This is a genomic window from Paracoccus aerius (genome assembly GCF_014656455.1).
In the GTDB taxonomy this organism is placed as follows: domain Bacteria; phylum Pseudomonadota; class Alphaproteobacteria; order Rhodobacterales; family Rhodobacteraceae; genus Paracoccus; species Paracoccus aerius.
Window position 1 is genome coordinate 78,553 of sequence record NZ_BNCL01000002.1, and the last position, 13,403, is coordinate 91,955.

Below are 13,403 nucleotides of genomic sequence, written 5' to 3' on the forward strand. Positions count from 1 at the left end.
GGGTGCGTGCAAGCACGCATCCTACGGTCGTGGCGGCGTAGGGTGCGTGTTCACACGCACCATGCCTTACCGCGATCCTGCCCCCGTGGCGATCTGCAGCGTCGCCCATTCCTTGGCGGCAGCATTCCGGGCCTGGGCGGCGGCAAGCCGGGCGCTTGCACGGGACCGGTCAGCCTCCAGCAAATCAACCAATGCCAGGGCGCCTGCCTCGAAGTTCTGGCGGGCCAGCGCATAGGCGCGGTCATACGACGCCGCAGCCCCTTCCAGGGTCGCGGCCCGCTGGCGGAAGCGGCGCAGGTTCGACTGGGCGGTCTGCACATCCTCGACCGCCGCGGCGATGGCGGATTTCCAGGCGATCTCGGCCCCGCGCGCTTCGGACAGGCGGCGGGACCGGGTGGCCTGCAGCGCGCCTTGGTTCAGGACCGGCAGCGACAGGCCGGGGCCGAAACCCCAGGCGGTGGCCCCGCCCTGGTCCGTGACCCGCCCGGTCAGCGAGATCGCGGGCAGCAGGTCGGCCGTAGCCACCCCCACCGCCGCAAGCGCGGCCGCATAGTCGGCCTGGGCCACGCGGATGTCGGGGCGCGAGCGCAGCAGGTCGGCGGGAACGCCGGTGCCGGGACCGGGGGGCGTGCGCAACTGGGCCGATCCACCGCGCATCTGCCCCATCAGCGGCGCGGCCTGCAGGTTCAGCAGCGTGGACAGGCGATAAACCTGGGCGTTGAACTGCGCTTCGTAATTCGGAAGGTCTGCGCGGGCCGTTTGCAGCAGCGCCTCGGTCTGGGCCACGTCATATTCGGTGGCGATGCCCACCGACTGGCTGTTGCGCGTCACGTCCAGCGTGCCTTCGCGCGTGCGGATCGTGTCGCGGGTCAGGGCCAGGGCCTGCTGGAAGAAGCGCGCGTCGGCATAGGCGGCGATCACCTCGGCCAGCCAGGCCAGGCGGACGGTCTGGGCTTGGGCCTCGGCCGACTGCAAGCCGGCCGCTGCGCCTTCCCGGGCGCGCCGCGCGCCGCCAAACAGGTCGAAGACGAAGCTGGCCGACAGGGCGGCGGTGTTGGCGGTGCCGGCGGCGATGCCGTCGCCGCCCGTGCGTTCCCGCCCGGCCGTGGTGGTGCCGCCGATCTGGGAAGCCCAAGGCTGGGCCGCCCGCACATCGGCCTGAGCCGCGCGGATGCGTTCGTTGGCGGCCATGATGTCGAAGCTTTGGCCCATGCCCTGGCCGATCAGGCGGTTCAGTGTGGCGTCGTTGTAGCCCGACCAGAAGGCGGTTTGCGCAGGCGTCGCCGCCCCCTCGCTCTCGTCGAAACCGGCAGGGACGGCGGGGGTCGGCAGGGCGTTCGGATCAGGTCCGACCGCCGCGCAGGCCCCAAGCGCCAGAACGGAACCAAGCATCGCGCGGCGGTGCAATCGGAAACTCATGCGGGTTTTCCCCTTCTTTTCTTGACCAGCTCGACCGCCTTCAGCACGGCCACATAGAAGACCGGCACCAGGAAGATCCCGATCACGGCCGACGAGGCCATGCCGCCCAGAACCCCGATCCCGATCGAGTTCTGCGCCCCCGCCCCCGCGCCGCTGGCAATGGCCAGGGGCAGCACGCCCAGCATGAAGGCGAAGGTGGTCATCAGGATCGGGCGCAGGCGCATCTTGGAGGCCTCGATTGCGGCTTCCAGAAGCGGACGGCCCTGCGCCACCAGCGATTGCGCGAATTCCACGATCAGGATGGCGTTCCGCGCGGCCAGGCCGATGGTCGTCAGCAGGCCCACCTTGAAATAGACATCGTTCGTCTGCTCGAAGAACAGCGCGGCAGCCAAGGCCCCCAGAATGCCCACCGGCACGGTCATCATGACCGCCAGGGGAACGGTCCAGCTTTCGTAAAGCGCGGCAAGGGCCAGGAACACGACCAGGGCCGACAGCGCGAACAGCAGGGGCGCCTGGTTGCCTGACAGCCGTTCCTGGTATGACAGGCCCGTCCAGGCGCTGCCATAGCCGCCCGGCAGTTCGGCCACCATCTCCTCCATCGCGTCCATGCCGGCACCCGACGACAGGCCCTGGGCCGCGGCGCCCGACAGTTCCAGCGCGCGGGTGCCGCCATAGCGGGCCAGGGCCTGCGGCTCCTGGTCCCAGACGCGGGTGGTGAAGGCGCCGAAATTGACCATGTCGCCTTCGGCATTGCGGGCAAACCAGCGGTCGATATCCTCGGGCTGGGACCGGGCATCGGCCTCGCCCTGGACGATCACAGGACGCAGTTCCGTGCCAAGCGCAAAGTCGTTCACGTCGCGCCCCGAGAAGATCACCGACAGCATCGCGTTCACCTCGGATATCGACAGGCCGAAGGCCGCTGCCTTCTGCTGGTCGATGTCCAGCCGCAGCGAGGTCTCGAAGGGCGCATCGTTGCCGCGCAGGTTGGTGACGCGGCCGTCTTCCTGCGCGGTGGCGACAAGCTGGTCGGCTGCGGCCGTCAGCGCCTCTTGCCCGCGGCCCGACTGGTCCACGAGATACATCGAGAAGCCCGAGGACGCGCCCATGCCGGGAATGGCCGGCGGTTGCAGGAAATAGGCCTGGCCTGCCCGATTGTTCATGAAGAAATAGCCGTTGGCGCGCGTAACCAGGGACGCCACGTCCAGGTCCGGCCGTTCGTCATATTCGCGCAGCTTGGCAAACAGCATGGCCTGGTTCTGGCCCGAGCCGCCGAAGCTGAAGCCCAGGACCGAGAAGGTCGATTCCACCGTCTCGGCTTCCTGGACGCGCAGGTATTCCTCGACCTTCTCGACCAGGGCCTGGGTCTGGGCGGTGGTCGATCCCTCGGGGGTTTCGATCATCACCAGCATCACGCCCTGATCCTCGTCGGGCAGAAAGGATCCGGGCAGGCGTTCGTACAGCGCGGCGGCGCCGAAGCCGATCGCCACCAGCACGATCAGCATGCGGAACGGACGGCGCACCAGCCGGGCCACTGCATTGCCATAGCCGTTGGTGGCGCGGTCCAGGTTGCGGTTGAACCAGCGGGCGGGCGCGATCCCGTCGCCATGCTTGCGCGGCCGCAGAAGGCTTGCGCACATGGCGGGGGTCAGGATCACGGCCACGCCCAGCGACAGGACCATCGCCGTGATGATCGTCAGCGAGAACTGTCGATAGATCACCCCCGTCGCGCCCGACATGAAGGCCATGGGCAAGAACACCGCCGACAGCACCATGACGATGCCGACCAGGGCCGAGGTGATTTCCCCCATGCTCTTCTCGGTCGCTTCGACAGGGCCGAGGCCCTCCTCCTCCATCACGCGTTCCACGTTTTCGACCACCACGATGGCGTCATCGACCAGCAGGCCGATGGCCAAGACCAGGGCGAACATGGTCAGCGTGTTGATGGAAAAGCCCGCCGCCGCCAGCACGCCAAAGGTGCCCAGCAGCACGACCGGGATGGCGACGACCGGGATGATGGTCGCACGCCAGCTTTGCAGGAAGGCCAGGATCACCAGGAAGACCAGTACCACGGCCTCGGCCAGGGTGTGGTAAACCTGGTTGATCGATTCCTCGACAAAGGGGGCCGTGTCATAGGGATAGACAACCTCGACGCCCGCAGGCAGCGAGGGCGCGATGCCGTCGATGACCTCGCGCACGGCATGGGCGGTATCGACGGCATTGGCCCCCGTCGCCAGGTTCACGCCAAAGCCCGCCGCCGGATTGCCGTTATAGCGCGCGGCCCCGCCATAGGATTCCTGCCCGATCTCGATGCGGGCGACATCGCCCAGGAAGACCGTCGAACCGTCCGGGTCCACCCGCAGCAGGATCCGCTCGAACTCGGGGACCGAGGAGAACTGCGACTGCGCCGACAGGGTCAGGGTCAGCCGCTGGCCTTCGGCACTGGGTTCGGCACCCAGATCGCCCACCGTGACGTTGGTGTTCTGTTCGGACACGGCGGCGGTCACGTCGGCGGGCGTGACCTGGTATTGCGCCATCTTCATCGGATCCAGCCAGATGCGCATCGCGTAGCCCGACCCGAAGGTGTTGATGGATCCCACGCCGGGCGTCCGCTTGACCGGATCCTCGATCATCTGGGACACCAGGTCGCCCAGCTCCACGGTCGAATGGCTGCCGTCGCTGCTGGTGAGCGCCCCCACCAGCAGGATCGAGGAGGTGGACCGCGAGACGTTCACGCCCTGCTGCTGCACGATGTTGGGCAATTGGCTGGTCACCAGTTGCAGCTTGTTCTGCACCTGCACCTGCGCGATGTCGGCATCCACCGTGTCGTCGAAGGTCAGCGAGATCGAGGCCGAACCCGGCGTCGAGTTCGAGGTCATGTATATCAGCCCGTCGATCCCGGTCATCGCGTCCTCGATGACGGTGGTGACCGAGTTCTCGACGATCTCGGCCGAGGCGCCTGTATAGGTCGCGCTGATGCGGACGGTGGTGGGGGCGATCTGGGGATATTGCTCGATCGCCAGGGTCTGCAGGCCAAGGCCGCCGACCAGCATGGTCACGAAGGCCAGAACCCAGGCGAAGACGGGGCGGTGGATGAAGAAACGGGCCATGCGCTTACTCGGCCGGGGCGGCGTCGGCGGGGGCCGGATCGGCCCCGGTTGCGGCGTCTGGTCCGGCGTCTGGTCCGGCGGCAGTTTCGGCGGGCTGTTCGCGCACCACGCCGTTCTCGTCCAGCGTGACGGGCACGGTTGTCACCGTCGCGCCGTCGGACAGCGCCGCAAGGTTGTCCACTGCCAGCAGCTCGCCCGGTTCCAGCCCGTCGGTCACGATCCAGTGGTTCTGATAGGTGCCGTCATCGACCAGATCCACCTGCGTGGCCTTGCCGTCGCGGATCACCCAGGCCGTCAACTGGCCGGTCTTGCTTCGGGTCGCGGCGTTCTGGGTGACCAGGAAAGCCTCGGTCGTGCCCAGGTCGATCTGGCCGCGCAGGAACATTCCGGGCAGGATCAGGCGGCGCGGGTTGTCAAAGCGGAAGCGCGTGTCCACCGCCCCGGTCGAGGTCGAGACGGTGAAGCCGGGCGCCACCAGTTCGCCCGTGGCGGCATAGGTTTCGCCCGTTTCCAGCGTCAGCGTGGCCTGCAGGGTTTCCTTCAACTGCAACCGGCCCTCGCTGATGTCGTCGCGCAGGGACAGCAGGCGGGCCGAAGGCTCGTACATGTCCACGTCGATGGGATCCAGTTGCGTCACGGTCGCCAGCGGGTCGGCCTGCCCCGCCGTCACCAGATCGCCTATCGACACGGCCGCCACGCTGGCCAGGCCGTTGATGGGGCTGGTCACGGTGGTCCAGTCCAGTTCGGATTGCGCCAGGGTCAGCGCGGCCTCGGCCGATTGCAGGGCGGCCTCGGCCTGTTCAAGGGCGGCGCGCGATTCGTCGACCTGCGCCTGGGTGGTCCCCGATCCCAGCAGCCGTTCCGTCCGGCCGAACGAGGTGCGCGCCTGGGTCAGGGCCGCATGGGCCGAAGTGACCTGGGCTTGGGCGCTTTTCAGGTTCGCCTCGTAGGTGGTGGGATCGATGCGGAACATCGGCGCACCGACATCAAGCGCCGCACCCGGTTCATAGAGGATCTCGGTCACCAGGCCGGTCACGCGGGGCCTGATCGCGGCTTCGGACTGCGCAATGGCGCGTCCGGGCAAGGTCACGATGCGCGGGACGGACTGCGGCTGCAGCGTGACGACGCCCACCTTGGGCGGCGGCATCTGCGCGTCCTGGGACAAGGCAGGCAAGGACAGGAACCAGAGCGCCAGAAAAGACAGGCACACCACCGGGCGAATACGATACATCAGAGATTCCTACAAAGATGGCCGCCGGGACGACGGTGCTTGGCAGGCTTGTTGCACAATAATGCATTCTGTGCAATATTTGCTTGTAATGAATTGCGAGGGCTGACATGGCTTTGAAATCAACGCTTCGTGACCGCAGGCGACTGCAAACCTCGCGAGAGATCCAGCGGGCTGCCCTGTCTCTGGCGCTGAGCCAAGGCTACGAGGGCTTGACGACCGAGATGATCGCGGCCGAGGCCGGGATCAGCCAGCGGACCTTCTTCAACTATTTCCTGAACAAGGAAGCCGCGATCATCGGCGAGACGGTATCCTTCGACGAGGAAACCGTGGCCTGGTTCCGCGAATCGTCGGGGCCGCTTGTGCCGGACCTTCTGCAGGCGCTGCGCAGGCTGTTGTGCAGCAGCGACCTGGACCGGGGGATGTCGCAACTGATCGACCGGCTGCTGAACAAGGCGCCCGAACTGGTGCCGATCTTCTATGGCTCGCTGAAGCGGCTGTCGGATCAGTTGTCGGACCTGGCCGTGCTGCGCTTGGGCCAGGACGCCCGCGCCGACGCGGATCTGCTGGCCGAGGCGATCTCGCACGCCTTGGCGGACACGTTCCGCATCTGGGCCAATGACGACGCCATGGCGCCCGACAGCATCGTGGACGTGACAACCGCGCGGCTTCTGGTTCTGCGCGGCTTTCTTGATCAGCTTTGACGGTCAGGCCAGCCTTGATCGTCAGGTCAGCGCGGCGGCAAGCAGGGCCAGGCCCGTTACATTGGCCAGGACCAGCAGCATCCGGCCGTGGCCGGGCCGGGCGCCGCAAGCCTGGTCGTCCCGGCCCGCGCGACGCAAGTGCATTTCAGTCTGAAGATCGAACATGCAGGGCACTCCGAAATCAATGATCGGGCAGGGTTCGGTCCGCTGATCGGCGCTGCGGCCGGATCCGCGTCCAAAGCCGGGGGCGGGCATCACGCGCCTGGCCGCCGCGCGGCCGGGGTCTGCCCCAACAGCCTGCGCAGGATCGACGGGCGCGCGGTCTGGTCCATCAGCCGGTCGCGGATGACCTTGCCGCCGGGCCAAGGCCCGAAGCCCGAGGCGACGTTGATATGGCCCGCATGGCCCATGTCGATCAGGTCGGCACCCAGATCCTCGGCCAGGATCTGGCTGCGGTCAAAGGACATCCAGGGGTCGTTCCGGCTGGCTACAAGCACTGCCGGCACGTCCAGGGGCCGGTCCGGCAGGCGGCCGAACCGCCGGATGCGGTGGCAGTCGCCGGTCGAGGCCTGGGGATCGGCCGGGGCCACCAGAACGGCACCGCGCACCCGCAGGCCGGTCCAATGGGTCAGCATCTGCGCGATCAGAACCGCGCCCAGCGAATGGCCCACAAGGATGCTGTTCGGATGGCGCAGGATCATCACCGCCAGGGCGGCCTCCCATGCCTCGCGGACAGGGCGGCGCGGATCGGGCAGGTCGACCAGCATGGCCTCGGGATCGGTCCGCGCCCACCAGTCCTGCCAGTGGGGCGCGGGGGATCCGTCCAGGCCGGGAACGATCAGGGTCTTCGACATGTTGCGATTCCTTTTCCTTCTGTTCCGATAACACTACTAGGTTAGTCGTGATTTAGTTCCCAAAGATCCCCGTTGCAGGAGAAGATCAATCTCTCAGCGGTCACGGGTATTGATGGGATAGGCCGTGGTGTGGCGCAGCCGCTCCATCGCGAAATGCGAGGTCAGGTTCTTGATCGGCACGGCGTCGGTCAGGCGGCGGTAGAAGTCGTCATAGGCTGCCATGTCGGGCACCGCGACGTGCAGCAGGTAATCCATCTCTCCGGCCATGCGATAGGCTTCCATGATCTCGGGAAAGCTGCGGATCGCGGCCATGAAGGCGTCGCGCCAGGTCGCGCCGTGATCCGCAGCCTCGATCCCGACGAAGACGGTCAGGCCGAATCCCAGCTTGGCGGGATCGGCCAGGGCCACGCGCCCGGTCAGAACGCCCGCCGCTTCCAGCTTCTGGATGCGTTTCCAGCACGGGGTCTGCGACAGGCCCACGCGGTCCGCGATCTGCGCGATCGGCTGGGTCGCATCCTGCATCAGGGCGGCGACGATCTTTCGGTCGATCAGGTCCAGGGTGGTCATGCATGTCCTCGAAAGCAGTTCCCGCATCCAGAGTGACAGATAAACAGCAAATGTCCACCGTCTTAGTCGTATATATTGGAACGGCCGGCTTGCCTTAAATCTCGACCTTGATGTGGGTATTTTACCAGCATAGGGTGGGCCATGATCACGCAGAAGATGAAATACGCGCTGAAAGCGATGCTGGTGCTGGGGGACGAGGCTGCCCAGCCCAACCCCGAGGCCTTGACCATCGAAAAGATCGCCCGGCGGTCGGACACGCCGAAACGCTTTCTGGAACAGATTCTTCTGGAGATCCGCAACGCGGGCATGGTCAGTTCGATCCGCGGCCGGTCGGGCGGCTATCTGCTGATCAAGCGGCCCAGCGACATCTCCATATCGGAACTGCTGCGTCTGATCGACGGCCCGATTGCCCCCCTGCCCTGCCTGTCGCGCCGCGCCTATCAACGCTGCGAGGACTGCCGGGACGAGGCGTCCTGCCGCATCCGCAAGGTCTTCGCCGAAATCTTCTGGTCCTACCTCATCCTAATCGAATCGCTGACGCTCGAGGACATGCTGCGGTCCGAACAGGTCGCCGAACAGGTGATCGGCGCCTAGAACGGCGCGGGCTGGCTGAAGGTGACCTGCACGCCGCTGTCGGGATGGCGCAGGCGCAGGCTTTCTGCGTGCAGCATCAGGCGCGGATGATCGGCGGCGGCACCGGTCGCGTAAAGCGGATCGCCCAGGATCGGATGGCCGGTTTCGGCCATGTGGACGCGCAACTGGTGGCTGCGGCCGGTCAGCGGGAACAGCCGGACCCGCGTTTCGGCGTCCGTGGCGCGGATCACCCGCCAGTCAGTCTGCGCCGGGCGGCCCTGCTCGTGGTCGACTTTCTGGCGCGGCCGGTTCGGCCAATCGACGATCAGCGGCAGATCGACGGTGCCGGCCTTGGGTTCCAGCCGTCCGGCCAACCGGGCGAGATAGGCCTTCTTGACGCGGCGTTCCTCGAACTGCCGGGACAGGGTCCGCTGCGCGTGGGGCGTCAGCCCGAAGACCATCACGCCCGAGGTGTCCTGGTCCAGCCGATGGACCAGCAGCACGGTCGGGAAGGCGCCGCGCAACCGGTTGATCAGGCAGTCGTCCTTGCCCTCGCCCCGGCCCGGCACGGACAGAAGGCCGGCGGGCTTGTCGACCACCAGGATCTCGTGGTCGGCGTGCAGGACCTTCGGTGCCTCGGACGGCGGGGCATAGGGAAAATCGCTCACTTCGCGACCAGCCGGAACGCCAGGCCCGCGAACATCACCGCGGCGATCTTGTTGATCAGCCCCAGGCGCTTGCCGATCACGTGGCCCGCATAGCCCGCGACGATGCCATAGCCCATCGTGACCAGCGTGCCGGTAAAGGTGAAGATCAGCCCCAAGCCCAGGATCTGCTGCCAGACCGGGCCCCAGGCGGGATTGGTGAACTGCGGCAGGAAGGCCAGCAGGAACAGCACCGGCTTGGGGTTCAGCGCATTGGACAGGAAGCCGCGCCGGATGATGGTCCAGGGCCGGACGCTGCCCCGCGCCGAAGGATCCGCCGGACCCGCCCGCCAGCTTCTCCAGGCCAGCCACAGCAGATAGGCCGCGCCTGCATACTTGACTGCCAGCAGCGCCTCGGGATGGGCGGCGACGACCGCGCCCAGGCCCACGGTCGCCAGCGTCACATGCATCAGGACGCCCAGGCCCACGCCAAAGCCCGCAAGAGCGCCCGCCCGCGGCCCGCCCTGGATGCCGCAGGCACTGGCGAAGAACACGTCCTGCCCCGGCGCCACGTTCAGCATCAGCCCGCCCGCGACAAAGGTCGCCAGTTGCGCCAGGGGGATGTTCGCGACGGTGTCCCAGATCATCCCTGCGGATCCTGCGGCAATCCGTCGGCAATGTCGTAGTAGTCGCCCTTGTCGGCAACGAAGATATGCCCCGCCATCCGCAGGCCGGTGGGGCTGTCCACGGCGCCCGGCGCGACCTCGATCCCGCCGCGGTCCCGCCTGCGCCAGAACAGGCTGCTGCCGCATTCGGGGCAGAAGCCGCGCTCGGCCTCCTCCGAGGATCGGAACCACTTCACCTCGCCCCGGATCGTCAGGTCGGCGGTCTCGGCCGCGGCCCAGACATGGCCCGACCAGCGGCGGCACTGGCTGCAATGGCAGGCGCGCAGGTCATCGCCGCCCCAGCGGCCCGCAAAGGTGACGGCGCCGCACAGGCAGCGCCCGGTGAAGTCAGACATGGGCAAAGACCTCCTCCAGGATGGCGGCCAGACGGGCGGCGTCTTCGTCGGTGAAGGCGTCCGGCTGGTCGCTGTCGATGTCCAGCACGCCGATCAGCCGCCCGTCCTTGCCCCAGAAGGGCAGCACGATCTCGGACCGGGTGGAACTGGCGCAGGCGATATGACCGGGAAAGGCGTCCACGTCGGGGACAAGCTGCACCTGACCCGTGCGCGCCGCAGCCCCGCAGACCCCGCGCGAGAAGGGGATCACCAGGCAGCCGTGGCCGCCCTGGTAGGGACCGATCTTCAGCAACTCGGGCGCGACCACGCGATAGAAGCCGGTCCAGTCGAAGCGGTCGTCGGACTGGTGGATTTCGCAGGCCAGCGTGGCCATCAGCGCGACCTCGTCGGTCTCGCCTTCGGTCAGGGCGCGGATTCGGGCGGCAAGGGCGTCGTAGTCGGTCATGGCTTCCTTCTATGCCGGGCGCGCGGGCGCGAAAAGCGGCGATTGCGGCATTTACGCGACCGGGCCGCTCGGCCAATCTGCGCGCCATGAACCGGCTTTCCCTGACGCAGCGCATTCTTCTGGTGATCCTGGCCGTGCAGGCGGCGCTGTTCGCGGCGCTTGCCGCGGCCAGCCTGGAAGGCGCGCGCCGCGACATCGCCACGGAAACCCGGCTGGCGGTGGACACGGCGCGCGCCCTGGTGCTGGCGACGGTCGGGACCATGCATGGCGCCGTGCCGCCCGACCGGATCATGCAGCTTCTGCCCGAACGCCTGGTCGTGCCCCGCCACGTGACCCTGGGCACGGTGGACATCCTGGACGGCGTCGTGCGCCGCGCCCCCGCGCCCGCCGCCGCGCATCGGTCGGCGCCGGGATGGTTCGCCCTGCTGGTTGCGCCGGATCTGCTGGAAACGCGGCTGCCGGTGGTGATCCAGGGCCGCCCGCGTGGCTATGTCTTCATCGCCACGGACCCCGCCGAGGAGATCGCCCTGGCCTGGCGCAACCTGTCGGCCTTCCTGGGGTTGGCCGCACTGGCATCCGTGGTGCAAGGGCTGCTGATCCTGCTGGCGACGCGGCAGGCGCTGCGCCCGGTCATGGCCATCGCCAGCCGCTTGGCCGACCTGCGCCGCGGAGACCTTGCGGCGCGCGTGGGGCCGGTGGCACAGCGCGACCTGACCCCCATCGCGGCAGGTGTGGACGACCTGGCGCAGGCCTTGCAACAGGCGCAGGCCGACCGCGCCCGGCTGCAGCGCCGCGTGGTGACGCGCGGCGACGAGGAACGCAAGGCGGTCGCCCGCGACCTTCATGACGAGATGGGCCCCTGCCTGTTCGGCCTGCGGGTCGAGGCCGACGCCCTGCGCCAAGCCGCAACCACGCCCGCCATCGAGGCCCATGCCCAGGCCATTGCCCAGATCGCCGAGGAAATCGCCCGCGTGAACCGCGCCCTGCTGGGCGACCTGCGGCCGATGGCGATCGGGCAGTTGCCGCTGGCCACGGTCCTGGGGGATTACGTGGCCGACCTGGGGCGGCGCTTCCCGGATCTGGATATCGACCTGGACCTGGCCCCCGGCATGCCCGAACCGGATGAGGCGACTGCCCTGACCCTGTTCCGCATCCTGCAGGAAGGCACCACCAACGCCCTGCGCCATGCCGGGGCGGAACGCGTCATCGTACGGTTGTGGACAGATCCCGCGCATTGGCGGATGGTGCTGTCCGACGACGGCCGTGGCATGGCGCCGGGCAGCCGCGAAGGCACCGGCTTGACCGGGATGCGCGAACGCATCACCCTGCTGGGCGGCGATTTGACCTTGTCCTCGGGGGCGGGGGGAACCACCATCAGCGCCAGCCTGCCCCTGCCGCAGGCGGAATGAAGGCCAAGACCAGATGAAATCCGCGCTTGTCATCGACGACCACCCGATCACCCACCTGGGCGCGAACCGCCTTTTGCGCGACCTGGGATACGACCGGATCGGCCAGGCCATGTCGGGCGAGGATGCCCTTGCACAACTGTCGGACGGCGAGGCGCCGGACCTGATCGTCCTGGACATCAGCCTGCCGGGGGCGGGGGGGCTGGACCTGGTGACGCCCTTGCGCGACGCCGCGCCCGATGCGCGGATCCTGATCTTCTCGATGAACGACCAGACCGGCTTTGCAGCCCGTGCCCTGCAGGCCGGCGCGCAGGGTTTCCTGTCCAAGAACGCGCCCCCCGCCGATTTCCGCGAGGCGGTGCGGGTTCTGGAAACGGGTGAATTCTATCTGTCGCCCAAGCACGCGATGGCGCTTGCCACGCTGCGGGCGGGGGCCTCGGCCGATCCGCTGGGGGCGTTGTCGGACCGCGAGCGGCAGGTTCTGGCGCTGATCGGCCGGGGCTTCAGCCTGCAGGCCATCGCGGACGAGCTGGAGGTCAGCTACAAGACGGCAGCCAATACCTCGTCGGCGCTGAAGAAGAAGCTGGGCGTGGACGGTATCAACGGGCTGATGAAATTCGCCCTGGACAGCGGGGTATGACGGCCATGCTGGGATGGTTCAGCCTTGAAGACGACGCCCCGCCCGGCGAGGCCGACCGGATCCTCGCCCGCCTGACCGCCAGCCTTGCCGATGCGGGGCTGCGGCTGGCCGGGGCCGTGCAGGTAAACACGGATCGTGGCGCCGACTGCGCCTGCGACATGGACGTGCTTGTCATCGGCGAGGAGGACATGCCGATCCGCATATCCCAGTCACTGGGGGGCGGGTCCAGCGGTTGCCGGCTGGATCCCGGTGCGCTGGAAGTGGCAGCGGCGCGAGTCTCGGTCCGGCTAGCGGGGGCGGAACTGCTGATCCTGCCCAAGTTCGGCCGGCAAGAGGCCATCGGCCGCGGCTTTCGCAGCGTGATCGCGCAGGCCGTGGCACAGGACGTGCCGGTCCTGCTGCATGTGCCCCCTGAACAGCGCGAGGATTTCGCCCGCTTTTGCGACGGGATGGGCCAGCATGTCGCCCCGGGGGCCCTGGCTGAATGGTGCCTGGATCAGGTCACGGGCGTGCAGTGACCGAAGACCCGGTGATCGATGCGCGCGGGCTGTTGTGCCCGCTGCCGGTGCTGCGGCTGCGCAAGCTGCTGCTGGACCAGCCGCCGGGGGCACGGGTGCGGCTGTGGGCCACCGATGCCATGGCGCAGGTCGATGTTCCGCATTTCTGCGACACCGGCGGGCACCGTCTGGTCAGTCAGAGCGACATCGGCGGCGGCGTTCGCGAATTCACCGTGGAAAGGGGGACTTCCGCCCCCGCGGCTGCCGTGGCGGCCTCACCCCCCGAGGATGTTTAGGC

16 protein-coding genes are annotated in these 13,403 nt (G+C 68.0%); 6 read left to right on the forward strand and 10 right to left on the reverse strand.

What is annotated here, in order from left to right:
- Positions 1–66 precede the first annotated feature (66 nt).
- The 3 genes from IE224_RS02545 to IE224_RS02555 are packed head-to-tail and all read right to left on the reverse strand — an operon-like array spanning position 67 to position 5,757.
- Entirely contained in the window at positions 67–1,419 is a 1,353-nt protein-coding gene (locus IE224_RS02545) for an efflux transporter outer membrane subunit (RefSeq protein ID WP_191307839.1), read from the reverse strand.
- Positions 1,416–4,526 (reverse strand): efflux RND transporter permease subunit, encoded by a 3,111-nt coding sequence (locus IE224_RS02550; protein WP_191307842.1) that lies wholly within the window; start codon positions 4,524–4,526, stop codon positions 1,416–1,418. Before IE224_RS02550 ends, IE224_RS02545 begins: the two co-directional genes overlap by 4 nt.
- A 4-nt stretch (positions 4,527–4,530) precedes the next feature.
- On the reverse strand, positions 4,531–5,757 hold the full coding sequence (locus IE224_RS02555) for an efflux RND transporter periplasmic adaptor subunit (protein ID WP_191307845.1): 1,227 nt from the start codon (positions 5,755–5,757) through the stop codon (positions 4,531–4,533).
- Positions 5,758–5,864: 107 nt separating this feature from the next.
- Here IE224_RS02555 and IE224_RS02560 point away from each other — a divergent pair, with 107 nt between their 5' ends.
- Complete coding sequence (locus tag IE224_RS02560) at positions 5,865–6,458, forward strand: TetR/AcrR family transcriptional regulator (protein ID WP_191307848.1); 594 nt, start codon at positions 5,865–5,867, stop codon at positions 6,456–6,458.
- A 21-nt stretch (positions 6,459–6,479) separates the two neighbouring features.
- Here the strand turns inward: IE224_RS02560 and IE224_RS02565 are convergent, their stop codons facing one another.
- The 3 genes from IE224_RS02565 to IE224_RS02575 form a co-directional block, all read right to left on the reverse strand.
- Complete coding sequence (locus IE224_RS02565) at positions 6,480–6,623, reverse strand: hypothetical protein (protein WP_191307851.1); 144 nt, start codon at positions 6,621–6,623, stop codon at positions 6,480–6,482.
- 89 nt (positions 6,624–6,712) lie between these two features.
- The gene (locus IE224_RS02570; protein ID WP_191307853.1) at positions 6,713–7,312 is read right to left on the reverse strand and encodes an RBBP9/YdeN family alpha/beta hydrolase; all 600 of its coding nucleotides are present in this window, start codon (positions 7,310–7,312) and stop codon (positions 6,713–6,715) included.
- A 93-nt stretch (positions 7,313–7,405) separates the two neighbouring features.
- Positions 7,406–7,879, reverse strand: coding sequence for an Lrp/AsnC family transcriptional regulator (locus IE224_RS02575; RefSeq protein WP_167623194.1), 474 nt, complete (start codon positions 7,877–7,879; stop codon positions 7,406–7,408).
- A gap of 141 nt (positions 7,880–8,020) precedes the next feature.
- On the opposite strand from IE224_RS02575, the gene IE224_RS02580 reads away from it, so the two are divergent.
- On the forward strand, positions 8,021–8,473 hold the full coding sequence (locus tag IE224_RS02580; protein ID WP_167623195.1) for an RrF2 family transcriptional regulator: 453 nt from the start codon (positions 8,021–8,023) through the stop codon (positions 8,471–8,473).
- Here IE224_RS02580 and IE224_RS02585 read toward each other — a convergent pair.
- From IE224_RS02585 to msrC, 4 genes are read right to left on the reverse strand one after another with little or no spacing between them, the layout of a single operon-like run.
- The gene (locus IE224_RS02585) at positions 8,470–9,120 is read right to left on the reverse strand and encodes a pseudouridine synthase (protein WP_167623196.1); all 651 of its coding nucleotides are present in this window, start codon (positions 9,118–9,120) and stop codon (positions 8,470–8,472) included. The genes IE224_RS02580 and IE224_RS02585 overlap by 4 nt on opposite strands.
- On the reverse strand, positions 9,117–9,743 hold the full coding sequence (locus IE224_RS02590; RefSeq protein ID WP_191307856.1) for a LysE family translocator: 627 nt from the start codon (positions 9,741–9,743) through the stop codon (positions 9,117–9,119). The genes IE224_RS02585 and IE224_RS02590 overlap by 4 nt, the downstream gene beginning before the upstream one ends.
- Positions 9,740–10,117, reverse strand: a complete 378-nt coding sequence (locus IE224_RS02595; protein ID WP_191307858.1) for a GFA family protein — start codon at positions 10,115–10,117, stop codon at positions 9,740–9,742. Before IE224_RS02595 ends, IE224_RS02590 begins: the two co-directional genes overlap by 4 nt.
- The gene (gene msrC / locus IE224_RS02600) at positions 10,110–10,562 is read right to left on the reverse strand and encodes a free L-methionine (R)-S-oxide reductase MsrC (protein WP_191307861.1); all 453 of its coding nucleotides are present in this window, start codon (positions 10,560–10,562) and stop codon (positions 10,110–10,112) included. The genes IE224_RS02595 and msrC overlap by 8 nt, the downstream gene beginning before the upstream one ends.
- An 86-nt stretch (positions 10,563–10,648) precedes the next feature.
- Between msrC and IE224_RS02605 the strand changes: the two genes are divergently transcribed.
- From IE224_RS02605 to IE224_RS02620, 4 genes are read left to right on the forward strand one after another with little or no spacing between them, the layout of a single operon-like run.
- Complete coding sequence (locus IE224_RS02605; protein WP_191307863.1) at positions 10,649–11,971, forward strand: ATP-binding protein; 1,323 nt, start codon at positions 10,649–10,651, stop codon at positions 11,969–11,971.
- 13 nt (positions 11,972–11,984) lie between these two features.
- Positions 11,985–12,608 carry a response regulator gene (locus IE224_RS02610; protein WP_167623201.1) on the forward strand — a complete coding sequence of 208 codons (624 nt, stop codon included), beginning with the start codon at positions 11,985–11,987 and terminating at the stop codon, positions 12,606–12,608.
- Between the two features lie 5 nt (positions 12,609–12,613).
- Positions 12,614–13,126 carry a DUF2478 domain-containing protein gene (locus tag IE224_RS02615; RefSeq protein ID WP_191307866.1) on the forward strand — a complete coding sequence of 171 codons (513 nt, stop codon included), beginning with the start codon at positions 12,614–12,616 and terminating at the stop codon, positions 13,124–13,126.
- Positions 13,123–13,401, forward strand: a complete 279-nt coding sequence (locus IE224_RS02620) for a sulfurtransferase TusA family protein (RefSeq protein WP_308434835.1) — start codon at positions 13,123–13,125, stop codon at positions 13,399–13,401. Before IE224_RS02615 ends, IE224_RS02620 begins: the two co-directional genes overlap by 4 nt.
- The last annotated feature ends 2 nt before the right edge of the window (positions 13,402–13,403 follow it).

What these genes read in the sequence shown, in the direction of transcription:
- IE224_RS02590 (WP_191307856.1), bottom strand. Translation starts at nt 9,743, where the DNA reads ATGATCTGGGACACCGTCGCGAACATCCCCCTGGCGCAACTGGCGACC.
- IE224_RS02545 (WP_191307839.1), bottom strand. Translation starts at nt 1,419, where the DNA reads ATGAGTTTCCGATTGCACCGCCGCGCGATGCTTGGTTCCGTTCTGGCG.
- msrC (WP_191307861.1), bottom strand. Translation starts at nt 10,562, where the DNA reads ATGACCGACTACGACGCCCTTGCCGCCCGAATCCGCGCCCTGACCGAA.
- IE224_RS02560 (WP_191307848.1), top strand. Translation starts at nt 5,865, where the DNA reads ATGGCTTTGAAATCAACGCTTCGTGACCGCAGGCGACTGCAAACCTCG.
- IE224_RS02575 (WP_167623194.1), bottom strand. Translation starts at nt 7,879, where the DNA reads ATGACCACCCTGGACCTGATCGACCGAAAGATCGTCGCCGCCCTGATG.
- IE224_RS02580 (WP_167623195.1), top strand. Translation starts at nt 8,021, where the DNA reads ATGATCACGCAGAAGATGAAATACGCGCTGAAAGCGATGCTGGTGCTG.
- IE224_RS02595 (WP_191307858.1), bottom strand. Translation starts at nt 10,117, where the DNA reads ATGTCTGACTTCACCGGGCGCTGCCTGTGCGGCGCCGTCACCTTTGCG.
- IE224_RS02555 (WP_191307845.1), bottom strand. Translation starts at nt 5,757, where the DNA reads ATGTATCGTATTCGCCCGGTGGTGTGCCTGTCTTTTCTGGCGCTCTGG.
- IE224_RS02565 (WP_191307851.1), bottom strand. Translation starts at nt 6,623, where the DNA reads ATGTTCGATCTTCAGACTGAAATGCACTTGCGTCGCGCGGGCCGGGAC.
- IE224_RS02615 (WP_191307866.1), top strand. Translation starts at nt 12,614, where the DNA reads ATGCTGGGATGGTTCAGCCTTGAAGACGACGCCCCGCCCGGCGAGGCC.
- IE224_RS02610 (WP_167623201.1), top strand. Translation starts at nt 11,985, where the DNA reads ATGAAATCCGCGCTTGTCATCGACGACCACCCGATCACCCACCTGGGC.
- IE224_RS02550 (WP_191307842.1), bottom strand. Translation starts at nt 4,526, where the DNA reads ATGGCCCGTTTCTTCATCCACCGCCCCGTCTTCGCCTGGGTTCTGGCC.
- IE224_RS02570 (WP_191307853.1), bottom strand. Translation starts at nt 7,312, where the DNA reads ATGTCGAAGACCCTGATCGTTCCCGGCCTGGACGGATCCCCCGCGCCC.
- IE224_RS02605 (WP_191307863.1), top strand. Translation starts at nt 10,649, where the DNA reads ATGAACCGGCTTTCCCTGACGCAGCGCATTCTTCTGGTGATCCTGGCC.